The organism is Pseudomonadota bacterium, assembly GCA_023229365.1.
Taxonomy (GTDB): Bacteria; Myxococcota_A; Polyangia; order JAAYKL01; family JAAYKL01; genus JALNZK01.
In genome coordinates, this window is sequence record JALNZK010000041.1 from 17,534 (window position 1) to 42,297 (window position 24,764).

A 24,764-nucleotide genomic window follows, 5' to 3' on the forward strand; every position below is an offset into this window, starting at 1 on the left:
GAAGCCGCAGGCGGCGAAGAGACGGCGCCAACATGATCGCTGGTCGGAGAGATCCGCAAGAGGCGAGGGTTCGAGGGTGAGAGCTAAATCGAGCCGTCCATCAGCCCAGGATGGCGACGAGGAGCGATGCGCGTCCGGGCGTTCCGAGAACGGCCGAGCAGCCGCTGTCGGAGGATCCCGAGTCCTTCACGCCGTCCAGATCGGCATCCGCGTCGCTGTCCGCACCCGTATCGTCCACCCCCCCGTCGGCTCCACCGGGGTAGCAGGCCGGGTACATCTCCGCGCAATCCTCGAGGGCGAGATCCATGATGCAGTCGATCTCCGCCAGGAACTCCTCGTGGCCGTCCTCGAGGAAGTCACAACACTGAGCCATCGCGAAGAAGCTCGGCTCGTCCGTCTCGTTCCCGCACGCCTCGAGCAGCGCGTTCCGCTTGTCGTAGTAGGCGGTGCACGTCGCGAGCTGCTCTTCGGTGCACTCGTCCGTGAGGTCCGGCGCGTCCTCGCCGCAGTCGAGCACGAGGATCTCGCCGCACTGCGCGTAGAGCTCTTCGTCCGTGAGGAGCGGATCCGGCGGCTCACCCGAACCGTAGGATCCGGTACCGTCTCCGCAAGAGCACGCCGACCAGGCGTTCTCCATGTAGCAGGAGCCGGCCGGGTTCTGGCAGTAGACGGCGTCCACTTTGCAGTACCCGTCATCGCACACGGACGGCGGGTCCACGGCGCATTCCGGTTCGGCCATGTCGCATGGAGGGAGCGAGTCCTCGCTCGCGGTGCACACGGTGTTGATGCACAGCTCGACGGGCTCGCACTCCGCCGGTCGATAACACTCCTGCGCCGCGCTCACGAAGGGCATGGCGCTCAACGCTCCCGCAAACGCCGCCGCGCAGAGCCTTCCGATACGAATATCCATCCTTCCCTCCTTCGCAACAGCGCCACCAAGGCGCTTCTACTCCGGCAACTTCTTGTAAGACGCGTTCCACGACGAATACCGACCCTTCTCGTCACTCCGACCAAGCGTACCGGAAGCACGCGCCGCTGCCGCCGTCGAGCGGGTAGCAGGAGTGGTCCTCTCCGCAGGTGTTGGAAAACCCGCACGGCAGGCCGCAGTAAAGGGCTTCGCCAGCCCCCATGAGGCAGACCCCGACCCCCGTAGCGACGTACTCGCTCGCCTCGCCAGACGTCAGCTCCAGCTCCGACATGTCGATCCCGTTGCACATCTCGGGTTTTTCCGAGCCCCATCCGGCCCCGTCGCCGCCGAACAGCGCGGGGCAGCACAGGCTCCCGCCGCTGAACTCGCCCGTTGCGCAGGCGTTCTCCTCCGGCAGCGCCTCCTCCTGGAACGAGACCGGATCGCCGACACACGTCCCGAGGTCCGACCAGCCGACGTTCAGGCAGGCCAGCTCGGGGAACCCCTCTGCGCCGCACATGTCGACCTCGCACTCGGCCGCGCACGCGAAGTCGCCGTCGTCGAGGCCGGGGAAGTCGGTGCAGACGAGCTCCTCGCCGGCGCACGTGCCGTCTTCGCAGCAGGGAGTATCGACAAAGCCGCAATCGGCGTCCGCGTCGGCGTCCGCGTCGGCGTCCGCGTCGGTGTCCGCGTCGGCGTCCGTGTCGGTGTCCGCATCCGAGTCGCCGTCCGCGGAAGCGCCTCCGTCGCCGTCTCTTCCGAAGACGTCGGAGCTCTCGTACATCTCGCCGCAACCTGAGACACAGACGGCGATCAAGCCAAGCATCAACGCAACAGACATGGCGCTCTTCGGCATGAGGTCCTCCCTGTCACCATGATAGTGTCTCGGGCCTGGCTCGGATGACGAAAAATAATCTCCACAGGATCCGCCTCCCCCAAAGGCCCGCTCTTCCGCACGCTGGAGCCATGCGCCGGGCGGCCCCAGAGCTACGCGAGCCGCTTCCGCACCCGCTGCTTGCCGCCGTCGGGATCGCCGATCACCTCACGACATGCACCAGATCAATCCGAAACCGACCGGTTGCGCCCTCGGCCCTTGGCCTCGTACAGCCGGGCATCCGCGAGCTGGAGGAGCTCGCTGATGGAGGCGTCCTTAGCCGCCGAGGCGGGGTCGAGGCTCGCCACGCCGAAGCTCATCGTGACCGTGACCCGTTTGCCGGCCACGTCGACCGCGAGCCCCTCCACCACGCGCCGGAGCCTCTCCGCGGCGATCATCGCCCCGACGGGCTCGGTCTCCGGCATCACCACGACGAACTCCTCGCCGCCGAACCGGGCCGCCCAGTCCACACCCTGCCTCGTCCCGCGGACGAGCGCGTCGGCGACCGCGCGGAGCACGGCGTCGCCGGCCTGGTGCCCGAGCCGGTCGTTCACCGCCTTGAAGTGATCGACGTCTCCCATGATCAGCGAGAGGACGTGCCCGTAGCGCGCGCTCCGGCGCCGCTCCTCCTCCAGCCGGTCGACGAGGTAACGCCGGTTGTACAGCCCGGTCAGGGCGTCGGTGACCGCCAGCTTCTCGATCTCGCGGTTCCGTTCGACGAGCGAGCGCTCCAGGTCCAGGATGCGGTCTGCGGTGCGGAGGCGCGCGAGCAGCACCGCCGCGTCGATCGGCTTGAACATGAAGTCGTCGGCTCCGGCCTCGAGGCCCGCCACCACGACGGAGGTCTCGCCTTTGGCGGTCACCAGGATTACGTACACGTAGCCGCTCGGCTCCCGCGCGCGAACCGCCCTGCAGAAGGCCGGCCCGTCCACCTCGGGCATCACCCAGTCCGTGATCGCGATGGAGATTCCTCCCTGGTCGAGAAGATCGAGGCCCTGTCGGCCGTTCGCCGCGACGACCGGCTCGTACCCGTTGTTCTGCAGGAGGAGCGACAGGCGCAGCGCCTGGGATTCGCTGTCCTCGATCACGAGGACGCGTCGCCGTCTCGGTTGTCCCCCCTGTTCCTTCACGGAGCACCGCCTTTCGCCTCTCGGACGAGCTCGGCCGCCCTCTTCATCAGCTTCGCGACGTCGAACGGCTTCTCGAACCGCTGGTTCGAGACACCGGCGAGGTACTCGTTGGCGCGCGTCGTGAACGTGCCGCCGGTGAAGAAGACGACCCTCCGGGCGAGATCCGGGCTCCGTGCCGCCAGCCAGGCGTGCACGTCGATCCCGGTGACGCTCGGCATCATCACGTCGAGGAACACGACATCGAACGCCTGGTCCTCGGCGAGGATCTTCTGCGCCTCTTCGCCCGACGCCGCGGTCACGATCTCGTGCTTGCTCCCGAGGATCCGCGCCATCGCCTTGCGGATCCCGGCCTCGTCGTCCACGACGAGGATGCGCCCGCGGGCCTCGGGCGGGGCCGAGCTCGCCCGGCGCAGCACGGCGGCAACGTCCTCGTCGTCCGCGGCCACGGCGGGGAACCGGATCGTGAACCGCGTCCCGGTCCCGACCGCGCTCGCCACGCGGATCTCGCCGCCGAAGTCCTCGACGATCTTCCTGCAGATGGAGAGCCCCAGCCCCGAGCCCACGCCGACAGGCTTGGTCGTGAAGAACGGCTCGAAGATCTGTTCCAGGCTCTCCTTCGGGATGCCGGCGCCGGTGTCGGCGACTTCGATGAGCACCCCGCCGTCCTCGGCCCAGGTCCGCACGCGGATCTCGTTGTGCGCCACGTCGCCCTCGCCGATCGCCTGGGCGGCGTTCACGAGGAGGTTCAGGACGACCTGCGCGATCTTCCCGTCCGACCCCATGATAGGCGGCGTCAACCCGATGTCGGTGACGAGGCGCGCCCGGTATCGTATCTCGTTGCGGGCCATGTTCACGGCGTGCTCCACGGACTGCCGCACGTCGATCGGGCTCACGTCGCCCCTCTCGACCCTCGAGAACGTCCCGAGCCCCCGCACGATGGCCCGGATGCGATCCGTGCCCGTCAGCGCCTCGCGCAGCTGCTCCTTCAGGTCCGCGAGCAGCTCGGGCCGGAGGACGCTCGTTCTCTCGCGCAGGAGCTCGTCGACCGCCTCCTGACCGAACCGCTCCACGAGCCCCGCGCGGCAGTTGGACAGGTCGTCCGCTATCCGGGGGAGATCCAGCGCCAGGGTCTCCAGGTTGTAGAGCACGTAGGACAGCGGGTTGTTGATCTCGTGCGCCACGCCCGCGGCCAGCATGCCCATGTTCGCGAGGCGATCCGCCTGCGACAGGCTCGTCTGAAGCCTGCGCTTCTCCGTGACGTTGCGGCTCACGCCCATGATCCCGACAGGGCGCCCGTGCCCGTCCCGCAGGAACGACATGTTGACCTCGGTCCAGATGACGCTTCCGTCCTTGTTGGTCTGCTCGAGCTCCATGTGCCGGGTCCTCTTCGGATCGGCGCCGCCGCGGAGTTCGGGTTCGGGCTCTTCGGCCAACGCCTCGGCGACGGCCTTGGCCGACGCCGGCGTGAGGATGCCGTCCGCTTTCGTCCCGAGAGACTCCTCGACCGAGTATCCGCTCATCCGTTCGTGCGACGGGCTCAAGTACGTGAACCGGAGCTCGAGGTCCGTCGTCCAGATGACGTCGCTGACGTGCTCGGCGAGCAGTCGGTACTTCTCGTCGCTCTGACGGCCGGCGTCACCGGCCTGCACGCGACCGGTGACGTCGTCGACGAGATGCACGATCCCGGTCATCCGCCCGTCGCCGTCGACGACCGGGCTCCCGGTGATCTCGAGCCAACGCTCGCCGAACCGCAGCAGCGTGGATTCGCTCTCGAGGGTCTTGATCGCGCGCAGCACGGGGCACTCGGGGATCGGCGCGGACGTCCCGTGGACGACCTCCCAGCAGTGCCTGCCGACGATCGCTTCCGGCTCGACACCGAAGAGCGCGCGCGTGGCCCGGTTCGCGTACAGGACCTTCATGTCGGGGTCCATCAACCAGACGGCGCACTTCAGAGAATCGAACAACGCGTGCCACTGCATGTCCGCGTCGCGCAAGTAGACGATTTCGGCCTTCAGTGTGTTCGTCTCCGCATCCATCGTCTTCCCCGGGACGAGGCGCTCCCGGCCTCGCCGGCGCAGGCCTCGGCGTCGTCGACAACTATTCGTCGGTCTTCTATTAAGTAGCTACGGCAGGAGCCGTACTATGTTAAGGTGGGTGAGCACTTTCCTTCAGGAGAGGGTCAGATGGAAAAAAAGGAAGTGAGATCGAGGATCCTCGTCGTCGACGACGAGAAGAAGGAGCGGGAGCTGTTCGTGCGCCTTCTCGAGGGCAAAGGCTACCAGACGACGGCCGTGCCCGATGGGGGATCGGCGCTCGAAGCGGTATCCGCCGCACCTCCGGATCTCATCCTCCTCGATCTGCGGATGCCGGGGATCGACGGTTTCGAGGTCACGACTCGGTTGAAGTCCGCTGCGGCGACGAAGTCGATCCCGATCATCATGGTCACGGGAGCCGACGACCGGGAGTCCAGAATCCGAGCCCCCGAGTGCGGCGTGGAGGAGTTTCTCCTCAAGCCTATCGATCGCGACGAGCTCTTGCCCCGCGTCCGGAACCTCCTCAAGCTCAAGCAGTACGGCGACCTCCTCGCGGAACACGCCAAGACGTCGGACCGCCTGGTGAAGAACGCGACGATCAGGCTCCGCGAGGCGTATCGGGATATCACCTTCACCTTGACGCGCGCCGCCGAGTACCGCGACGAGGACACCGGAGCGCACGTCCGCCGCGTCGCCAACTATACGTGGGAGATCGCCTCCTGCCTGGGGTTGGAGCGGACCTTCCTCGACGAGATCTTCTACGCGGCACCCATGCACGACGTGGGGAAGATCGGCGTCCCGGACTCGATCCTCCTCAAGGCCGGCTCGCTGACCGCCGAGGAGTGGGTGCTCATGCGCAAGCACACGGAGATCGGCAACAACATCCTCGCATACGGGCGGACGCCGTTCACGAAGATGGGCGCCGAGATCGCGCTCTCCCACCACGAAAGGTGGGACGGCACGGGGTACCCGAAGCAGCTCAAGGGCGAGGAGATCCCGCTGTCGGGGCGCATCATGAACATCTGCGACCAGTACGACGCGATGCGCAGCAAGCGCCCTTACAAGCCTCCGTTCGACCACGCGAAGGTGATGGAGATCCTGACGAAGGGCGACGGCCGGACGATGGTCTCCCACTTCGATCCGGACGTCCACGGCGCCTTCCTGCGATGCTCGGACCGTTTCGCCGAGATCTTCGACAACCTCCAGGACGAGGAGTAGGCGCCCGGCCGCGTCGCGAGCTCCGACGGCCGGCTGACCGCGAAGCCTTTCGTCGAAACACCGCCAGCGCAACCAGGAGCGCGGCGAGCAACGAGCCGGACACGCTCCACCCCGTCGTCGCTTGTCGGACGGACGGGCGTATGCTAGCTCAGCAACAGATGAAGCTCGCACTCGTCTATCCGCCTTTCTACCACAAGGCGTTCAACGAGAACCTCCCCACGGTGGACGACGAGTTCGGCGTCTTTCCGTACATCGGCTACGGCTACGTGGCGCGGGAGGCCCTGTCCGCCGGCTGGCAGGTGAAGCTCTTCGACGCCGCGGCGGACGGCACGGGCTACGCGGGCACGCTCGCCGGGCTCCGCGGGTTCGATCCGGACCTGCTCGCCTTTCCCGCCCACGCCGCGCAGACGTTCCGCGACGTGCTCCGTTTCGCCGAGCGGCTCAAGGCCGACACCGGGCTCCCCGCCCTCGTCGGAGGCTACGAGACCGCCTACTACCCGCGCGAGATCATGTCCCACGCCTGCTTCGACTTCATGTGCCACGGCTCGGTGTCGCCGTTCCTCCCCGAGCTCCTCTCGGCGTTCGAGCGCGGCCGGGGCTACGAGAAGGTCCCCGGGCTCGCCTACCGCGCGGACGGAGCGCTCGTGTTCAACCCGCAGCGGGACGAGGTGCCGTTCGACAGGCTGCCGAGCCCGACCCGGGAGATCTTCGACAACGGCCTGTACTGGTCGCACGTCTCCCAGAGGAAGAACTACACGGTGGGCATGAGCTCCGTGGGCTGCCCGTTCTCGTGCGACTTCTGCAGCATGCGCAGGACGGGGTTCGTGGCGCGGTCCGCGGAGGCCGTCTTCGAGGAGATGGCCGCCGCGCGCCGGGCGCACGAGATCCGCGAGTTCGACTGGTTCGACCCGGTGATGCTGCACGACAAGGGGCGCGTCACCGAGCTCGCGGACCGCCTGATCGCGGGCAAGCTGGACGTGATCTGGTCGACGCGCACGCGGCTCGAGCCGCTGCTCGAATCGCGGCGGAGCGGCCGGGTGGACGAGCGGTTCATCGCCCGGCTCGCCGAGTCCGGGTGCCGACGCCTGTTCATCGGCATCGAGTCGGCGAGCACGGAGATCCTGAGCGGCATCCACAAGGAGCTCGACGTGACCCCCGCGCGGGACGTGATCGCGGCGCTGCGCGACCACGGGATCATGGCGCTCGGGTTCTTCATGATCGGAAACCCCGGGGAGACCCGGCAGACCGCGATGGAGACGATCCGCTTCGCCAGATCCCTGCCGCTCGACTACGCCCAGTTCAGCATGACCACGATGAAGCCCCACACGGCGCTCGAGAAGATCCACATGGAGCGCGCGCTCGGGATGGACTACTGGCGCGAGGTGATGCTCGGCCGGGCCGACGAGCGCCCCCTGCCCGCTCCGTGGACCGACCTGACGCGCGCCGAGATCGAGGCGCTGACGAAGCGGGCCTGCCTGCTGTTCTACTCGCGGCCCGAGTACATCCTGCGCATCCTGCGCGAGGTGGAAAACCCGGCCGAGCTCGCGAAGTACGTCCGGGTCGCCCTCCAGCTCGCGCTCCGCCCGGTGGCCCGCAAAGCGGGCCGAGAGCTCCGGGTCGGCCGCGCGGCCCGAGCCGTCCTGACCTTCCTCGAGGCGGCGCTGGCCACGTCCACGCGCCGGACGGCACGCCACTCGGCTCGCGCCCACGGCGAGGGGCTCCGGGGCGCCATCGGGCTCGCCCTCGAAGAGCTGCGCCCGCGCTCACCCCTCCCCGAAGAGGAACCGGGCCGGGTTCCGTGAGCAGATCATCTCCTGCAGCTCCGGCGCGACGGGGGAGGCGTCGAAGATCCGGAAGTAGTCGGCGTAGGATCGGATCTTCATGAGGCTGACGACGAAGTCCGAGCCGAACATGACGCGCGACTCGACCTTCTCCCGCGTCGTGTCCGGGAGCGCGGCGATCGCCCCGACCAGCCTTTCGTAGTACTCCGGCTCAACGCCGTTGAACGAGATGTCGGCGTACACGTTCGGGTACTCGTCGATGAGGCCGACGATCGCCTCGAACCACTCGGTCGGCGGCGGGCGCCGGAAGGCGGTCGTGTACTGCCTGCCGAAGTGGGCGAAGTCGATCCGGAGCTCCGGGAAGCGCTCGAGCGCCGGCAGGTACCTCGACGGCGCCGTGAGCTCGAACGCCTCCTTCATGGACACGACGCGGAACCCGTGATCATCACAGTGGGTCGTGATCGGGATCCCGCGCCGCTCGCAGAAGCCGTAGAGGATCTCGACCTTCTCCCGATCCTCGCCCGGCTCCGGCCAGGGGTCGAAGCCGAGCGGAGGGTACAGCTTGATCCCCGAGAACAGGCACCCGTCGCCGGGCATCCCGGACACGCTTCCCCAGTTCGACGAGTAGTCCTTCATGGCGCCGAAGACCGCCCGCGCGCGCTCCCACCCCGGCCGCCACGCGCCGAAGTGGCGCGCCAGGAAGAGGTGAAGCGACTCGGGCGTGTGGTTCTCCGTGTTGACGCCGAGGAACGGGTAGATCTCGAGCAGGCCGTCCGGGCGGTCGCGCCGGTAGTCCCGGATCCCGATCATGACGTCGCGGACGTGCGCCTCGATGGAGGCCTCCGGCGGCCTGTAGTAGTAGCTCCCGGTGTCGGACCGCCTCTTCCCGTCGAAGTCCATGACGAGGGGGCACAGCGCGAGCGTGCCGAAGCGGCGGCCGGACATGCGGAGCGCGCCCTCGCTCACGAGCGGCTCGGGATCGCCCTCCTTCGCGTACCGGCCCAGGAGGTCGTCCTCCATGATCTCGAAGATCGCGCCCGGGCTGTTCTCCATGACGGCGAGCAGGTTGCGCACGGTCTCGCCGCGGCTGCGGAACAGGGCGCGGGCGAGGAAGTTGGGGGACCGAATCTGGTTGTAGATGACCTCCGAGCTCCGCACCCGGATCGCGTCCAGGAAGGAGAGGAAGTTCGGGTGCGACAGCGTGATGGCGTGGCAGTGAACGTCGAAGAAGGTCGCCTGATCCATGTCCTTTGCCCTCCCGGCCCATTGTTCCACCTTCGCGGCTCCGAAGACAGCGGAACGGATGCTCTTACCCACGTTGACAGCACGCCCGTGCATACCTTAGTGACAGAGATGGATATTCGGCGATGACTCGATTCCGGCTCAAAGCGGCGGCGCTCGTCTACGGCCTCCTCGCCGCGGCGGCGGTCATCTGGGGCGTCCTTCGGGACACCCCGGACATCTTCCACCACCCGCACGCGCTGCTCGACCCGCCGATGCCGTGGGCGGTCGGGATCCTGCTCGGCGGGGCGGCGGGGGTGGCGTTCGGCCTCGGCATCTCGAGGATCACCCGGCTCTCGGTGTACAAGTTCCGGTGGGCGCGCGCGCTGCACCTCGAGTTCCGCGGCCTGTTCGGCCCGCTGCGCGACGTCGAGGTGTTCGCCTTCGCGGCGCTCTCCGCCGTCGCCGAGGAGATGTTCTTCCGGGGCGCGCTGCAGCCGGTCGTGGGGATCATCCCCGCGAGCCTGATCTTCGCGGCGCTGCACGCGGCGCCGGGCCGGAAGCTCATCCCGTGGCCGTTCGAGGCGCTCCTGATGAGCTTCGCGTTCGGCGGGCTGTTCTGGCTGTCGGGCAACCTCGCCGCGCCGATGCTCGCGCACTTCACGATCAACTACCAGAACCTGCACTTCATCAACAGCTACGACCCGTCGCTCCAGCTGCCGCGGTCGTTCGCGTCGACGCTGGACGTCGGCGACGTCAACCGTCGGTGAAGATCCGGGTGTCCTCGGGGATCGCCTCGGGGGCGGCGTCCGGCGCGCGCAGCCTGTAGGGCTCGGCGTTGAACACGCCGCACTTGCGCTGGTTTCGGTAGAACCCCCAGCGGAAGTAGGCGCGGTCGTTCCACGAGAGGATCTCCCGCGGCGGCGCCAGGAACGGCGACGACCGGTACAGCGAGTCCACGGCCGCGGCGTCGAACACGGCGAGGCCGGACGTCTTGAGGACGTGCACCTCGTTGATCTTGCCGTTCGCGAGGATCTCGAACTCCACGGTCGTCACGAGCCCCATGTTGTTGAGGGGATCCCGCGGATCGAGGCTCGTGAGCGCCGCCAGGAAGCCGTCCGCGAACAGGGAGTGGATCTTGTCGTGCGTGGACTCGAGGTACGCGCGGAACGTCCGCACCTCCGAGGGCGAGAGCTGCTCCTGGTTGCCCTGTGCGACCCAGCTCTTGTTGTTCTCGAGCGCGGCCTTGACCTTCCCCGAGAGGCTCCCGAAGCGCATGCCGCCGCGCCGCTTCTCCATGCTCTGCGCCTCGTACTCCTGGCGGGCGGCAAGGGCGGTGGACTCGAAGGTCTTCTCGAACGCGCTCCAGCTCAGGCCGGTCTTGATCTGATCCGGCGCGATCGGGCCGGTCGGCGAGTACTCGGACGACGGATCCGGCGAGGTCGCGATCGGCTCGTCCGACACCGGGGCGTCCGGGTGGCCGAGCAGCGGCTCGGAGCTCGACGGTTCGGGCTGCGCCGAGGGCGCCGCGGCCTTGGGGCGGGCCTGCGGGCGCGACGGCTCGGGCGCCGCGGCCGGGGGCGCGACGACCATCGGCTCGGGCGGCGGCGGGGGCGGCGGCTCCTCGAGGAACACGAGCTCCCGCTCCTCCTCCTCCTCCTTCTTGTCCGCCAGGAGGAACGAGATCACGATCGCGGCGATCACCGCGCCGTGCGCGACGAGCGACAGGATCACGGCGGTCCACCTCGCCCGCCGCCGTCTCCTCTCGTTCCGCTGCTGCGCCCCGTCCATCGGCGGGAGTATACAGCCGATCATGGGGGGGGAGCCGGATTTCTCGCGGCGTCCGACTCTGCTTTCCTGCCGTAGCCGGTCGATTTTCGTCAACTTCCTCCGTGATCGTCCGATTCAGTGTGTAGGCTGTGGATCCACCCATGGATCCCGTGGACAATGAGAGCGAGGTATGGCGTGGAAGAACAGGCTGCGTTATTAAGGCAAGAGGGAGGGGAGGCCATGCTGGAACGAGAGCTCGCAACATATCGCGCGAATCACGCCCAGCTGCTGGGGGACCACAAGGGCAAGTTCGTGCTGATAAAGGACGATGATGTCGTCGACGTGTTCGCGAGCATCGACGACGCCTTGAAGCACGGCTACGAGCTCTTCGAGAATGAGCCTTTCCTCGTGAAGCAGGTGCTCGAGGTCGACGTGCCCCAGAACTTCACGTCGTTCCAGATCGCGATCTGAGAGCTTCTGAGCCGGCGAACGGTCTCTCCTTCCCCTCCCGCGCGCGATTCCTTACCAGAAAAATGATGCCCAACGGCGTTCGTGACACGTCCGACCCGGACGGGCTCGGTCCTGTCGCTCGTGCCACTCCTTCCTAGCGCCGCAGTGACCCGTCCTCACGCGATCATGGCCCATCCTCACGCGATCATGGCCCGTCCTCACGTTATCGTGACCCGTCCTCACGCGATCGTGACTCGTCCTCACGCGATCCCCGCGGCTTCCCTCGCGATCACGCCCTGCTCTCTCGCGTTTGTGGTCTCTTCCGTCGCCGTTGGCCTCATCTCCGCAGCTTACGGCTGGTATTCGTGCTCCGCGACGAATATCTCTGAGCCCTGTCTGAAGAATTACTTCGCGAAGAGCGCCGGATCGAGATCCGCGGTGAGCAGGACGAAGCCGAGCGACATGGTGCCCGTGGAGGTCGGGCAGCCGTCGCCGGCGCACGGCGCCGCCACCTCGTCGACGTGGATCCGCCCGCCCGCGAGCAGGCCGCGGACCTGGGCCGCCACGACGGTCGTATCGAACATGCTCTCGAGCTCGAGGTGCAGCAGCTGGCCCCTGAACGCGTCGGCGTCCTCGGACAGATCCAGCGTCGCGCCCTCGACGAAGCTGTCGATCGGCATGAACACCCGGAGCAGAACGAAGCGGGGCGGCGCGGTGCCCACGACCACCCGGAGGGTGATCGCGGCCGACTCGCCGTACGTCGCGTGGGTCACGACGGTGCCGAGGCCGCTCGTGAACCCGAGCTCCGCGCAGTTGAAGCTCTCGGCGATCGGGAACTCGTGCCAATCGGCCGCGACCGGGTCGGTGCCCTCGGGGACCAAGTTGACCTCCCACTCCGCCTTGAGCTGGCCGAGCGGGACGCAGCCCGCGACCGTCGCCTCCGCGTCGAACGGCACGCAATACGACGCGCTCCCCGCGCACTCGACCGCCGGGCCCGCGTCGGGCTCGATCGGCGTGCAGTCGGGGTAGCAGTAGTTCCCGATGACGTCGTCGGCGATCGTCGTGGCTTCCCAGAAGTGCTCGGAGCAGGCGCCGTCCGCGCAGTCCGCGCCCGGCAGATCGCAGGTGTCGTCGGCCGCCGGCCCGGGCAAAGGGTCCGTGCAATCGAGATCGAGCGTCAGGTCGAACTCCGTGTCGGTGTCGGTGCCCGAGTCCGCATCCGAGTCCGAGTCCGTGTCGGTATCCGTGTCGGCATCGGTGTCCGAGTCGGTGTCCGAGTCGGTGTCCGAGTCGGTGTCGGTGTCCGAGTCGGCGTCGGTGTCCGCATCCGTGTCGGAATCGCTGTCTCCGTCCGTGTCCGTCGAGGCGTCGACGTCCAGCTTGATGTTGTCGTCGGAGCAAGCCGACAGGGTGATCGCCGCCAACACGAACACGGCCGCCACCGACAGTTGGATCGCCCGCATCTCGTCCCCCTTTTGTGAGCTGCTTTTCACATCGTGCCACGGCCTCGGCGGAGCGGCAAGGAGCGCTGGTTCACGCGCAGTCGTCCGGGCAGCTGTCGGCGTGGTTCTCGTAGAAGAAGACGTCTTCCGTGAAGTCGACGAGCTGGTCCAGGAGATCGCAGGCCTCGCACTGGGGCAGCTCGGGGTTGCCGTGGACGTAGAGATCGTCACCCACCGCCGTCACGCCGCCCAGCCCGTCCAGGCTCGAGAGGACGGGGTTCTCATAGACGAACAGCGACCCGCCCACGGAGTGGAGGCCGTCCAAACCGTCCAGGCTCGTCAGGGCGATGTTGCCCCAAATGATCACGCGCCCGCCCGGCTGGGTCGAGCCGACGTGGCCCAACCCGTGCAGGCTGGCGAGCGACGGGTTGTGCGCGATCTGCAGCTCGGCGACATCGGACGCGAGGCTGGACAGCGCGTCCAGGCTCGTGAGCCCGTCGTTGCCGAAAATGTACAGATCCCCGCCCAGGTAGGCGACGCCGTCCAGGCCGTCCAGATCGGTCAGCGCGTCGTTCTCCTCGATGTAAATGTCCCGTTCGATCGACGAGATGCCGCTCAGCCCGCCCAGATCGACGAGCGCGAAGTTGCCCCATATGATCAGCGAACCCACCGTGGGCGAGAGGTGGCTCAGCCCGTCCAGATTCGTCAGGGAGTCGCACTGCTCGATGGCGACTGCATGCTCCACGGAGGACAGGCCGGCCAGCCCGTCCAGGCTCGCCAGCAGGGGGTTGGCGACGAGCGACAGGCTGCCGACCGCCTCGAGGCTTCCCAAATCGAAGCCCGTCAGCGCCGGGCTATTGCCGATGTGCACGTCCGCCGCGATCGTCGTGAGGCTGCCCATGGCGAAACTCTCCAGGGCGTCGTTGCCCTGGATCATGAGCTCTCCGCCGATCCACTCGAGATTCGGGAGCTCAAAATCGACGAGCGTGAAGTCGTCGACCGAAAGACTGCCCGTGATGCAGGGGTACGGCGCGAGGGTCGCGACGTCCGCCTCTCCGGTGATCGTGAAGTCGCCGGCGAAGCAGTCCGCGGTGTCCGACTCCGTGTCGGAGTCACCGTCCGAGTCCGAATCGGCGTCCGCGTCGGCCGCGCCCGAGTCGGGCCCGTCGTCGTAGGTCAGCACGGCGCTCTGCCAGCAGCCGGCCGCCAGAGCGCACATCCCGAGCAGCACGGTCCGCTTCATCATCGCCCCCGAGGTCCGATTCGCGCCCTACTGGCGAGAATACCGCACTCCGTCGAACGTGTACTTCACCGGCTTCTTGTCGACGACCATGGCGTTGCCGTCGAGCTCCGGCGCCATGAGCGGGAGCGTCCCCTCGATCTTCGTCGCCGAGACGGCGATCACCTTCTGCTTGCCTCCGGGCACGAATTTGTACGCGTTCTCGATCGTGTAGTCCGCGGCGCGCACCGCCATGAGCGCAGCGAACACGCCCGTGAACACGCCGTCGTCGCCAACCGAGTAGATCTCCACCCACTCGCGCTCCGCGCCGCCCGCGTTCTCCGTGTACCTCACGACGAGCGCGTCCCGCCCGCTGCCGAGCAGGGGCACCGCGTCGAGCTCGAGGATCCCGTACCCGCCGGAGACCGGCGTGTCGTGGTAGTAGAACTGGCCGCTCAAAGGGTTGCAGCCGAGCACGACGAGGTACTTGTCGACGACATCGACCTCCTCCTTGGCCTTGCTGCCGCAGATGTTCGCCTGGACGACATGGGTCGCGAGCAGATCGCGGGGCATGCCGATCGACTCGTTGAACGCGCGCAGCTCGCCGCCCAAGTCGCTCTGGAACAGGAGCGGCATGTCGGCCGGGGTCTCGAGCAGGCTGCGCAGGCCGGTGCCCATGATCGTCTCGTGGACCTTGTCGTCCGGCGCGTCGCTGTCCACAATGAACGCGACGACGCGCAGATCGCGCCGCCCCTTGGCGCCCCCCGGCAGCACCTTCCAGGGGATGCTGACCTCGATATCGTACTGCGCCCCGCGGACCCGGATGCCCGCCTTGGCGCCGCGGACCGGCTTTCCCACCTTCTCGGGCGACGCGAGGACCGACAGCACGTCCACCTTGGCCGGCACGCGCGACGGATCCGGAAAGAGGCCGATGCCGCGCACGTCGAACCCGCCACCCTTCCTGGGCGCCGCGAACCACAGCTCCACGTGGTCGTCGATCGTCACCCGGGGGCTGCGGCGGACGAACGCCTGATCGGTCACCCGGATCGCCGCGGAGAGCGCCTTCGCGTTGTGCGCGAAGCCGATCTCGGCCGCCAGATCCTCCGGCCCCTCGTGCGGCCCGGCGCCGGCCACGATCTGCCGCGCGCCGAGCTGCGCGAACGGCACGATCGTCTGCGCCTTGTCGTTCGACCACTCCTCGAGATCGCCGTCCGGATCGATCGCGTCCTTTCCCGTCCAAGTGCTCTCCATCGCCTGCTGCGCGACCGCCCCGGCCGCCGAGAGCGAGACCGCTGCCGCCAGTACGAAGCTCGAAACGCGTGTCATCTAACCCCTCCCCTTGGCTGCGTGCGAACCTATCGGATCACCGCTTCTCGACGCAATACTCGTAACACCAGTAGGGGCACACCTCCCCGGACGAGTGCCACGCCAGCGGCGAATCCCAGAACTCCTCTTCGTTGCACAGCTTGAGATAATTGAACGACTCGACGCGAACGAGATCTGCGGCCCCTCCGTCCGGCGCGCCGGCGTCTGCGGCGACGCCGCCGTCGAGCGGATCGCAGCTCACCCAGAACCGGACGTAGGCCCAGAGGAACGGGCACGTGTCCCCCCACGAGGACAGCGGCTCGAGCGCGGGCCAGTGGACGTGGAAGCCGAACCCGTCGGCGGTCGCCCCGAGCCCCGTCACCTCGAAGACCGACCAGCCGAGCGAATCGGGCTCGAACCAGAGCTCGGGAACTCCGACGACCCTCGCGAGGATCGGCTCCGGGATCACGATCTCGCCGTCTGCGTCCTGCATCGTTCCGACGAGCTGCAGCCCGAGCGACGCCGCGGCGGGCGACTCCACCGGATGGGAGCCGGCCGCGCAGATCGCGTCCACCTCGCCCGGTACGTCGTCCGGGACCGCCTCGACCTCGCCCTCGGGTACGCACTCGGTATCGCAGTACCAATCTTCGGTATCGACGTCGGAGTCGCCGTCCGTGTCGGTATCGGCGTCGGTGTCGGTGTCGGTATCGGTGTCGGTGTCGGTGTCGGTCGAAGCGGGGTGACCGCCGCCCGAGGAGCACTGGCACACGCTCACACAGAGCAGCCCGACGAGAACGACAGTGAATAGCCAATCCGACTTCATAATCGAGATGATACCACGGCGCCGGGATCAGCACGCCCGCGGGAACGAGTCCCGAGAATTCCCGTGTCCCGTGTCTCCTTTCGAGATAAAAACCGTCTCACGATGTCGAAGACTCTCGCCGATCTCCTCCCCGGGATCCTGAAGCCGTTCGCGAGCGCGCGGTTCGCGAAGTTCTGCGCGGTCGGGGTGAGCGGCGTGGCCGTGAACGCGGGCTGCCTGGCGCTGCTCACGGGCGCGCTCGGCGTGCAGACGAACCTCGCGGCGGCGCTCGCCATCGAGATCTCGATCAACACGAACTTCCTCGTCAACGAGCTGTGGACGTTCCGCGATCGCCGGGAGGGCTCCGGGGGGCCCTGGCGGCGCTGGCTGAGGTACCACGCCGTGTCGGTCGTCGGCGCCCTGATCCAGTGGTCGGTGTTCGTGGCGATGAACGCGGCCGTCGCGTGGATCCTCGGCGTCGACGACGCGGGCGGCTCCGCCGCGCGGCCCGGGATCGCGGCCGCCATCGCCGCGCCGGCGGACGTCGGCCTCTGGATCTACGTGTCGCAGCTCGCCGGGATCGCGGTGGCGACGCTCTGGAACTTCGCCGCGAACCTCTTCTGGACGTGGAAGCGCGGGAAAGGAGCAGAGGAACGTGCCTGACGCCGCGAAGGGGGCCGGGGCGCTCGTCTGCATCCCGACCTACAACGAGAGGGAGAACGTCGAGCGGATCGCCGCTGCGGTCCTCGAGGCGGTCCCGCTCGCGAACGTGCTCGTCGTGGACGACGGCTCGCCGGACGGCACGGGCGGGATCGCGGACGCGATGTCTTTGCTTGAGCCGCGCGTGCACGTGCTCCACAGGGCGCAAAAGGAGGGGCTCGGCAAGGCGTACCTCGCGGCGTTCTCGTGGGCGCTCGATCGCGGCTTCCGCTTCGTCGTGGAGTTCGACGCGGACTTCTCGCACGACCCCGCCTACCTGCCCGAGATGCTGCGGCGCCTCGAGGGCGCGGACGTCGTCGTCGGATCGCGCCGCGTGCCCGGAGGCGGGAGCGAGAACTGGACGCTCGGCCGCCGCCTCGTCTCCGCCGCGGGGAGCGTCTACGCCCGCACGGTGCTCGGCGTCCCGATCCGCGATCTGACGGGCGGGTTCAACGGGTTCCGGCGCGAGGCGCTCGAAAAGCTCGATCTCGGGCGCATCGGCACCTCCGGCTACGGCTTCCAGATCGAGATCAAGTACCGGGCCGTGAAGGCGGGGCTGCGCGTCGAGGAGTTCCCGATCCTGTTCCGCGACCGCCGCGCCGGCACCTCCAAGATGAGCGCCGGGATCTTCGTCGAGGCGATGATCAACGTGATCCGGCTGCGGCTGCGCTAGCTCGCGGACTTCCGCTCACGCCCGCGCGACGCCGAGGAACACGGCCTGGAGCGAGACCGCGACGACGATGAACGCCGCGCGGACGCGCTCGCCGCGCAGGGGGCCGAAGCGGTACCCGGCGTTTCGCGAGGGGCACCTGCCGACACAGTCGCCGCACAGGGTGCACGTCGGGCCGGGCCTGCGCCTATCGATGTCGGCGGGTGTGAGGGCGCCGTACCTACAGGCGAGCGCGCACGCGCCGCAGCCGTCGCAGCCGTCGTCGAGCCTCAAGCGGAACGGCGACAGCCTGCCGACGGTCGTCGCGATAGCGCCCATGGGGCAGAACCAGGTGCAGTGGGCCATGAAGCCGGCCCGCCTCGACCAGAGGAGCGTCACGCCGAGACCCAGCGCGCCGAAGGCGAGCGCGGCCGCAGCGGCGATCGACGTTGGCGCGCCCGCGACGCGGAGCCCCAGCGCGATCCCGGCAGCGATCGGGATCATCACCCAGCGCATCGCGCGCACCCAGGAAGGGAGGGCGCCCGGGCGCACCGCCCGCGAAGCGGCGGCCGCGTCGATCGCGCCGAAGTAGCAGAGGTGGCTGCACCACGCGGGACCGGCGGCGAGCAACGCGGCGCCGAACAGGATCGGCATGAACAGCCCCTCGCCGCGGTAGATCGGCCCGGCGAGGATCACGGCCGGCACCGGCACGTGGAGCGCGCCGCTCATCAGGAAACGCGCGAAGCCGGCGAGCCCGAGCGCGAGCTGAGCGAAGAACACGACCGTGAAGAGCAGCCAGGCGCGCCGCCGCCACGCGGGCTGCGCCTTCGGGTCGAGCATCCTCCCCGCGAGCCACGCGGCCCAGGCGGCGAGCGCCGCGATCTCGATCCACCCGCCGCCCGGCAGGAACCTCTCGGCGAGCAGCATCGGCGGCTCGACGACGAGATGAACAACGACGAGAGTCCCAGCCGTCAGAAGAAACGCGATCAAGGCCGCCGGCCGCGCAGCGGGTCTGCCCTCCGAAAGCCTGGAGGAGGGCTGCCCGCGTCGCAGGCCGTGCGGCGCTCGGGTGTCTTCAGATCCAGTCCTCGGCAATGACCTCTCCCTGGAGGCTGACGAGGACGCGCTTCAGGGGCACCTTGCGCGACGCGCGCGACAGCGCCTCCTCCACGAGCCGCTGCAGCCCGCCGCAGCACGGCACCTCCATGACGAGCACGGTGATCGTGTTCACCCGCGCCTCGTCGACGAGCGCGACGAGCTTCTCGAGGTACGCGTCCTGCCCCTCGTCGAGCTTCGGGCACGCGATCGCGAGCGCCTTGCCCTTGAGGTGCCCCGAGTGGAAGTCGCCCATCGCGAACGCGGTGCAGTCGGCCGCGAGCAGGAGATCCGCCCCCTGGAAGTACGGCGCGCGCGGCGAGACGAGGTGGAGCTGCACGGGCCACTGCCGCAGCTCGGAGGCCTGCGGGCCCGCCGCCGCGACCGCCGCGGCCGCCGGCCGCTCGAACGTCATGACGCGCGAGCCCGGGCAGCCGCCCATGTGCCCGTGATCGTGCGCCGGCGCCCGGCCGAGCCGCTTCGCGACCGCGGCCTCGTCGTACTCGTCGGCGTCGCGCTCCTCGATGGTGATGGCGCCCTCCGGGCAGTCGCCGAGGCAGGCGCCGAGCCCGTCGCACAGGTTGTCCGCGGCGAGCCGCGCCTTGCCGTCGACGATCTGTATGGCGCCCTCCGCGCAGGCCGGCACGCAGACGCCGCAGCCGGTGCACTTCTCCTCGTCGATCCTCACGATGCTCCGTTTCGCCATCCTCAAATCTCCTGCTGGCCGGCGTCGGGCTCCGCGGCCGGCGCGGGCGGCGCGGCCAGGAGGGCGGGCGCGGGCCCGTCCGCGAAGCCGTGGTTCACCTCGGTCGCGTCGATCTTGCTCGCGAACGGGGGGTAGCTCGGCTCGAGCGCGATCCCCCTGGCCGCGAGCAGCCGCGCGACGAGCAGCCGCGCCTGCTGCGCCTCGTCGGCCGCCTCGAGCAGGATCCGCGTCGACTCCTGCGGCGCGTGGAACCCCATGCCGTTGGCCGCGCCGACGTAGTCCCAGAGGAACTGCGCGCGTCGCACGCGCCCGCGCGCCTCGGTCAGCTCGGCGTCGCCGACCTTCGCCTGCATCGCCGCGGCGATGTCGAAGTGCGCCTTGACGAGCGCGGCCTCCACGCGGAGGCGCGCCTCGTAGACACGGTCCTGGATCGCGGTGACGCGCTCGGTGATCTCCTTCTCGGACCACCTGTGGCAGACGGCGCAGCTCCCCGCGACGTTGTTGAGCGGGCTCTGCACGTGGTGATCCGTGAACTTCACGCCGCCCTCGGTGCGGTACGGCATGTGGCAGTCCGCGCAGGCGACGTTCCGGTACGCGTGGATCCCCTGGCGCCACATCTCGTAGTCGGGGTGCTGGGCCTTCAAGATCGGGGTCTTCGAGATCGCGTGCACGAAGTCGACGTGACCGATCTCCTCGTAGTACGCGAGCGCGCCGTCCACGCCGAGCCCCTCGTCCCACGGGAACTTGAGGTAGTCCTGCGGCTCCTTCTGGAAGTAGTACTCGACGTGGCACTGCGCGCAAACCAGCGACCGCATCTCCTGGTGCGTCGCCTTGTCGATATCCTTGCCCTGCGCCGCGAACGCCTCGCGCAGCGCGGGCCGCGTGATGCGCAGGCGCATCGTCTCGGGATCGTGGCAGTCCTGGCAGCCGATCGGGTTCTTTATCTCGCCCTTGAGGTCGTGGAAGTTGGACGCGTAGAACTCCTTCGCGCCCATCTCGGCCATGATGCGGGGGACGTCCGTGCTCTTGCAGCTCCAGCACGTGCCCGGGTTCCTCGGCTTCTTGATCCTCTGCGTCGCGGTCACGTCCTCCACCGCGTGGAAGTGGCCGCGCGCCTGCTTGTACTCCTTGGCGAAGCCGTAACCCGCCCACAGGACCACGAGGTTCGGATCCTCCTCGAGGTAGTCGCGCGGGAACGAGCCGCCGTGCTTCGTCCTGGTCGTCGAGTCCTCGGTCATGCGGTAGGACTCGTACTCCCGCGGGTAGTTCTGCCCCCACACGGCGTTGTCCGGCTCGAACGCCTTGAGGGGCCGCACGACGATCTCGGGGCGCGCCGCCTCCCAGCGCCGCTCCATCACCGACATCGCGAGCATCGCGACGAGCGCGACGACCGCGGCTATCAGCAGGAAGAGCGCGGCCGGGACCCAGCGCGGCAGGCCGCCCTTCGGTTGCGTTGCGTTGTCGTTCATGCGGGCTCCTCTCTCTCCTCATCTCACCCCTCCCTAGCCCTCCCCCGCAAGGGGAGGGCAGAGGAAGGCGGCCAGCATCATAGGCCTGCCGGCGGGAGCGCCGGCACGCGGGCGTTCGGCGTCGCGGAGAGGCTCCGCACGTCGCCGTGGAAGTTCTCGTGACAGTCCCAGCACCGCCGCTCTCCCGACGCGGCGAGCCGGATCATCGCGAACTGGTCCGCGTGGCAGCGCACGCAGTTCCCCTGCACGACGGGCACCGCGCCCGGGTTCATCCGCAGAACCTGCGGCTCGCCTCGGGTCGTGAAGACGTAGGAGTGGCGCATGCCGTCGCCGCCCTTGAACGCCATCTTCGCCACCGGGTTCACGTGCGGCACGTGGCAGTCGTTGCACACCGTCACGCGGCCGTGGCTCCCGTGCATCCAGGTGGCGTAGGCGTTCCGCATGACGTGGCAGTTGAGGCACGTCGCCGGGTCGTCCGAGAGGTACGACGTCGCGTTGGACGCGCGCGCCGTGGCGAGCCCGACGCCGAAGAGCAGCGCGAGGGCGACGAGGATCGGCCATCGCCAAAGGGGTGCGACGCGCTCGAGCGCGAACCAGCCGGTCCCTCTGCGCCCCGCCGCCATCGATCAGCCGAGCATCGCCTTTAGATCGGCCTCGACCGTCGTGGTCGGCCCGATCGCGAAGCCCTTCACGAGCACGTCGAGCACCGGCGGCGTCACGAACACCGGCAACGTCGGCCCGAGCCGGATGTTGCGGATGCCCAGGTGGAGCAGCGTGAGGAGGACGCAGACCGCCTTCTGCTCGTACCACGAGAGCACGATCGACAGCGGCAGGCTGTTGACGTCGGTCTGGAACGCGTCCGCGAGCGCGACGGCGACCTTGATCGCGGAGTAGGCGTCGTTGCACTGGCCCATGTCGAGCAGGCGCGGGATCCCGCCGATGTCGCCGAAGTCGAGCTTGTTGAAGCGGTACTTGCCGCAGGCGAGCGTCAGGATGACGCAGTCCTTGGGAACGGCCTGGGCGAGATCGGTGTAGTAGTTGCGGCCCGGCTTCGCGCCGTCGCAGCCTCCTATGAGGAAGAAGCGCCGGATGGCGCCGCTCTTCACCGCGTCGATCACCTTGTCGGCCACGCCGAGCACCGCGCTCCGCCCGAAGCCGACCGTGATCGCCTGCTCCGGCTCGTCCGCGGCGAAGCCCGGGGCCGCGAGCGCCGCCGCGATGGCCGGCGAGAAGTCGCGGTTCGAGATGTGCGCGACGCCCGGGTAGGCGACGAGCCCGGTCGTGAAGATCCGGCCCTTGTAGCCGTCGCGCGGCCGCTGGATGCAGTTCGTCGTCATCACCACGGCGCCGGGGAAGGCGTCGAACTCCTTGGCCTGGTTCTGCCACGCGCCGCCGTAGTTGCCGGCGAGGTGCGGGTGCTTCTTGAACGCCGGGTACGCGTTCGCGGGGAGCATCTCCCCGTGCGTGTAGACGTTGATCCCCTTGCCCTTCGTCTGCTCGAGGATCGCCTCGAAGTCCGCGAGGTCGTGGCCGGAGACGAGGAGCGCCTTGCCCCGCTTCCCCGTGACGCGCACGCGCGTGGGCTCCGGGTGTCCGTAGGCGCCGGTGTTCGCGGCGTCGAGGAGCTCCATGACGCGCAGGTTCACCTCTCCTATCCGGAGCGCCATCGCGGTGAGCGCGTTGGCGTCGTTGTCGCGCGCGAGGAAGTCGAGCGCCTCGTGGAAGAACGCGAACACCGCGTCGTCGGTCTGGCCGAGGATCTGGGCGTGGTCCGCGTACGCGGCCATCCCCTTGAGCCCGAACAGGCAGAGCCCCTCGAGGCCGGTCAGGACGTCGCCCCGCGCGCCCTTGCGCGCCTCGAAGCCCACCGCGCGCCCAGCCTCGACGAGTTCCTCCCGGGTCGCCGCCAGCTCGAACGCGGCCGGCCCGCCGAGCGCCGCGGGCTTCGCGCCGGTCTTGTCGCACGCCGCGGCGTAGAGCGCCTTCGCCCTGTCGCGCATCGCGCCGGCCCGCCCGATGAAGGCGACGAGCCGCTCCGGGTCGAAGTTCACGTTGGTCACCGTGGTGAACAGCGCCTCGACGACGAACGTGTCGAGTTCGCGATCGCGCGCCCGGAGCGCCGCCGCGCGGTGCGCGTACATCGAGACGCCCTTGGTCGCGTGTATCAGGAGGTCCTGGAGCGTCGCCGTGTCCGCGTCCTTGCCGCACACGCCGACGTTCGTGCACCCCTGCCCCTTCGCGGTCTGCTCACACTGGTAACAGAACATTCCCATCGCGCTTCTCCCGTGTTGGGGCCGCCCCACCGCGGCCGGACAGTCTCTATTCAGGTATTCCGACTCCTGTTTATCGCTTACAGCCGCGGAGTCAACCCCCTCCGAGTCTTTTTCGTGCGTTTTCCTCGTGCCCGCCGATCCCCTCTGCGGTGAAGTCGCCATCTTAGCACAACCCTTTTATCAGGTATTCGGTTGACCCGCGGCGTTCGGCTGATTATTCATACTTTTTAGTACACTTTTGAAGGAGCTCGCATGCCCGACAACTCACCGCTCCTGGAAAAGCTCGAGGCCCTGAAGGCCCGGCGCAACGCCGTCGTCCTCGCCCACAACTACGAGCTCCCCGAGGTGCAGGACGCCGCGGACTTCACGGGCGACTCGCTCGAGCTCTCCTACGCGGCGCGCGACGCGTCCGCCGACGTCATCGTCTTCTGCTGGGTCCACTTCATGGCGGAGACCGCCGCGATCCTGTCCCCCGACAAGATCGTGCTCCTGCCCGACGCGAGCGCCGGCTGCCCCATGGCGGACATGGTGACGGCAGAGGACGTCGAGGGGCTTCGGGCGAAGCACCCCGCCGCCGCGATCGTCTGCTACGTCAACAGCTCGGCAGCGGTGAAGGCGGCCTGCGACGTGTGCTGCACCTCGGCGAACGCGGTCGACATCGTCGCGCGGTTCCCGAAGGATCGCGAGGTCGTCTTCGTCCCGGATAGGTACCTGGGCGATCACGTGCAGCGGAAGCTCGGTCGCGCGCTCGTCCTCTGGCCCGGCTTCTGCCCGACCCACGCGCGGCTCCTGCCGGCGCACGTCGCGGCGGCGCGGGCCGCCCACCCCGGCGCGCCGATCCTCGTGCACCCGGAGTCCCGATCCGAGGTCCGTGACCTGGCCGACGAGGTGCTGAGCACCGGCGGCATGGTCCGCTTCGCGCGCGAGACGAGCGCGGACACGGTCATCGTGGGGACGGAGATCGGGATGCTCCACCGCCTGCGGAAGGAGAACCGCCGCGCGCGGTTCGTGCCGCTCTTCGACGGCGCCGTCTGCGAGAACATGAAGAAGATCGATCTCCTCAAGATGATCCGATCGCTCGAGGAGATGTCGCCGCGCGTCGAGGTTCCCCCGGACGTCGCCGGGAGGGCGCGCGCCGCCGTGGAGCGGATGCTGGCGCCGGCCGACGGAGGACCCGGGAGATGACACGCATCGCGAAGGACGTGACGGAGCTCGTCGGCGACACGCCGCTCGTGCGCCTGAACCGCATGGCGCGGGGGCTCGGGGCGACGATCCTCGTCAAGCTGGAGTCGTTCAACCCGTGCTCGAGCGTCAAGGACCGCATCGGCGTCGCCATGATCGACGCCGCGGAGCGCGAGGGTCGCGCCGCCGCCGGGACCGTCTTCGTGGAGCCGACGAGCGGCAACACGGGCGTCGGCCTCGCGTTCGTCTGCGCCGCGCGCGGCTACGGGCTCGTGCTCACGATGCCGGACACGATGAGCGTGGAGCGGCGGAAGCTGCTCGCCGCGTTCGGCGCCGAGCTCGTGCTCACGCCGGGCGCGGGGGGGATGCAGGGCGCGATCGCCCGGGCCGAGGAGCTCGTCGCGTCGCGCCCGAACCACGTCATGCTGCAGCAGTTCGAGAACCCCGCGAACCCGGCGGCGCACAGGGCGCGCACCTCCGAGGAGATCTGGCGGGACACGGACGGCGCGGTGGACGTGGTCGTCGCCGGCGACGACCAC

The 24,764-nt window shown here is 68.8% G+C and carries 23 protein-coding genes; 8 read left to right on the plus strand and 15 right to left on the minus strand.

What is annotated here, in order from left to right:
- Positions 1 to 100 precede the first annotated feature (100 nt).
- The 4 genes from M0R80_16500 to M0R80_16515 form a co-directional block, all read right to left on the minus strand.
- A complete protein-coding gene (locus tag M0R80_16500) occupies positions 101 to 910 on the minus strand; it encodes a hypothetical protein (GenBank protein ID MCK9461229.1) in 810 nt (269 codons plus the stop codon).
- Positions 911 to 1,001: 91 nt separating this feature from the next.
- Entirely contained in the window at positions 1,002 to 1,763 is a 762-nt protein-coding gene (locus M0R80_16505) for a hypothetical protein (protein ID MCK9461230.1), read from the minus strand.
- 203 nt (positions 1,764 to 1,966) lie between these two features.
- Positions 1,967 to 2,911: a diguanylate cyclase gene (locus M0R80_16510; protein MCK9461231.1), complete on the minus strand. Its 945-nt coding sequence runs from the start codon at positions 2,909 to 2,911 to the stop codon at positions 1,967 to 1,969.
- A complete protein-coding gene (locus M0R80_16515; protein ID MCK9461232.1) occupies positions 2,908 to 4,947 on the minus strand; it encodes a PAS domain S-box protein in 2,040 nt (679 codons plus the stop codon). The genes M0R80_16510 and M0R80_16515 overlap by 4 nt, the downstream gene beginning before the upstream one ends.
- 147 nt (positions 4,948 to 5,094) lie before the next feature.
- Between M0R80_16515 and M0R80_16520 the strand changes: the two genes are divergently transcribed.
- Both M0R80_16520 and M0R80_16525 read left to right on the plus strand, forming a co-directional pair.
- Positions 5,095 to 6,162: a response regulator gene (locus M0R80_16520; GenBank protein ID MCK9461233.1), complete on the plus strand. Its 1,068-nt coding sequence runs from the start codon at positions 5,095 to 5,097 to the stop codon at positions 6,160 to 6,162.
- 158 nt (positions 6,163 to 6,320) lie between these two features.
- Positions 6,321 to 7,964, plus strand: a complete 1,644-nt coding sequence (locus tag M0R80_16525) for a B12-binding domain-containing radical SAM protein (protein ID MCK9461234.1) — start codon at positions 6,321 to 6,323, stop codon at positions 7,962 to 7,964.
- Here the strand turns inward: M0R80_16525 and M0R80_16530 are convergent.
- Positions 7,926 to 9,188, minus strand: a complete 1,263-nt coding sequence (locus tag M0R80_16530) for an amidohydrolase (GenBank protein ID MCK9461235.1) — start codon at positions 9,186 to 9,188, stop codon at positions 7,926 to 7,928. The genes M0R80_16525 and M0R80_16530 overlap by 39 nt on opposite strands.
- A 122-nt stretch (positions 9,189 to 9,310) precedes the next feature.
- On the opposite strand from M0R80_16530, the gene M0R80_16535 reads away from it, so the two are divergent.
- Entirely contained in the window at positions 9,311 to 9,934 is a 624-nt protein-coding gene (locus M0R80_16535) for a CPBP family intramembrane metalloprotease (protein ID MCK9461236.1), read from the plus strand.
- On the opposite strand, the gene M0R80_16540 is transcribed toward M0R80_16535, so the two are convergent.
- Positions 9,921 to 10,955 (minus strand): TonB C-terminal domain-containing protein, encoded by a 1,035-nt coding sequence (locus M0R80_16540; protein MCK9461237.1) that lies wholly within the window; start codon positions 10,953 to 10,955, stop codon positions 9,921 to 9,923. The genes M0R80_16535 and M0R80_16540 overlap by 14 nt on opposite strands.
- Before the next feature lie 219 nt (positions 10,956 to 11,174).
- Between M0R80_16540 and M0R80_16545 the strand changes: the two genes are divergently transcribed.
- Complete coding sequence (locus M0R80_16545) at positions 11,175 to 11,405, plus strand: hypothetical protein (GenBank protein ID MCK9461238.1); 231 nt, start codon at positions 11,175 to 11,177, stop codon at positions 11,403 to 11,405.
- Between the two features lie 383 nt (positions 11,406 to 11,788).
- Here M0R80_16545 and M0R80_16550 read toward each other — a convergent pair whose 3' ends face one another.
- From M0R80_16550 to M0R80_16565, 4 genes are all read right to left on the minus strand, one after another.
- A complete protein-coding gene (locus M0R80_16550) occupies positions 11,789 to 12,847 on the minus strand; it encodes a hypothetical protein (protein ID MCK9461239.1) in 1,059 nt (352 codons plus the stop codon).
- Positions 12,848 to 12,917: 70 nt separating this feature from the next.
- On the minus strand, positions 12,918 to 14,072 hold the full coding sequence (locus tag M0R80_16555; protein ID MCK9461240.1) for a hypothetical protein: 1,155 nt from the start codon (positions 14,070 to 14,072) through the stop codon (positions 12,918 to 12,920).
- A gap of 24 nt (positions 14,073 to 14,096) precedes the next feature.
- Positions 14,097 to 15,371, minus strand: a complete 1,275-nt coding sequence (locus M0R80_16560) for a hypothetical protein (protein ID MCK9461241.1) — start codon at positions 15,369 to 15,371, stop codon at positions 14,097 to 14,099.
- A gap of 37 nt (positions 15,372 to 15,408) precedes the next feature.
- On the minus strand, positions 15,409 to 16,173 hold the full coding sequence (locus M0R80_16565; protein MCK9461242.1) for a hypothetical protein: 765 nt from the start codon (positions 16,171 to 16,173) through the stop codon (positions 15,409 to 15,411).
- 102 nt (positions 16,174 to 16,275) lie between these two features.
- Here M0R80_16565 and M0R80_16570 point away from each other — a divergent pair, with 102 nt between their 5' ends.
- Positions 16,276 to 16,815, plus strand: a complete 540-nt coding sequence (locus M0R80_16570) for a GtrA family protein (protein ID MCK9461243.1) — start codon at positions 16,276 to 16,278, stop codon at positions 16,813 to 16,815.
- Positions 16,808 to 17,524, plus strand: a complete 717-nt coding sequence (locus M0R80_16575; GenBank protein ID MCK9461244.1) for a polyprenol monophosphomannose synthase — start codon at positions 16,808 to 16,810, stop codon at positions 17,522 to 17,524. Before M0R80_16570 ends, M0R80_16575 begins: the two co-directional genes overlap by 8 nt.
- 15 nt (positions 17,525 to 17,539) lie before the next feature.
- Here the strand turns inward: M0R80_16575 and M0R80_16580 are convergent, their stop codons facing one another.
- The 5 genes from M0R80_16580 to hcp form a co-directional block, all read right to left on the minus strand.
- Positions 17,540 to 18,490 carry a 4Fe-4S binding protein gene (locus M0R80_16580; GenBank protein MCK9461245.1) on the minus strand — a complete coding sequence of 317 codons (951 nt, stop codon included), beginning with the start codon at positions 18,488 to 18,490 and terminating at the stop codon, positions 17,540 to 17,542.
- A gap of 85 nt (positions 18,491 to 18,575) precedes the next feature.
- Positions 18,576 to 19,301, minus strand: coding sequence for a 4Fe-4S binding protein (locus tag M0R80_16585; protein ID MCK9461246.1), 726 nt, complete (start codon positions 19,299 to 19,301; stop codon positions 18,576 to 18,578).
- 2 nt (positions 19,302 to 19,303) lie between these two features.
- Positions 19,304 to 20,770, minus strand: coding sequence for an ammonia-forming cytochrome c nitrite reductase subunit c552 (locus M0R80_16590; protein MCK9461247.1), 1,467 nt, complete (start codon positions 20,768 to 20,770; stop codon positions 19,304 to 19,306).
- Positions 20,771 to 20,847: 77 nt separating this feature from the next.
- Positions 20,848 to 21,393, minus strand: coding sequence for a cytochrome c nitrite reductase small subunit (gene nrfH / locus M0R80_16595; protein ID MCK9461248.1), 546 nt, complete (start codon positions 21,391 to 21,393; stop codon positions 20,848 to 20,850).
- A gap of 3 nt (positions 21,394 to 21,396) precedes the next feature.
- Entirely contained in the window at positions 21,397 to 23,037 is a 1,641-nt protein-coding gene (gene hcp / locus M0R80_16600) for a hydroxylamine reductase (protein MCK9461249.1), read from the minus strand.
- A gap of 258 nt (positions 23,038 to 23,295) precedes the next feature.
- On the opposite strand from hcp, the gene nadA reads away from it, so the two are divergent.
- Together nadA and M0R80_16610 are read left to right on the plus strand one after the other, a co-directional pair.
- On the plus strand, positions 23,296 to 24,228 hold the full coding sequence (gene nadA / locus M0R80_16605; protein ID MCK9461250.1) for a quinolinate synthase NadA: 933 nt from the start codon (positions 23,296 to 23,298) through the stop codon (positions 24,226 to 24,228).
- The coding region (locus tag M0R80_16610) for a pyridoxal-phosphate dependent enzyme (GenBank protein MCK9461251.1) at positions 24,225 to 24,764 on the plus strand (540 nt) is incomplete at its 3' end. The genes nadA and M0R80_16610, both read left to right, overlap by 4 nt.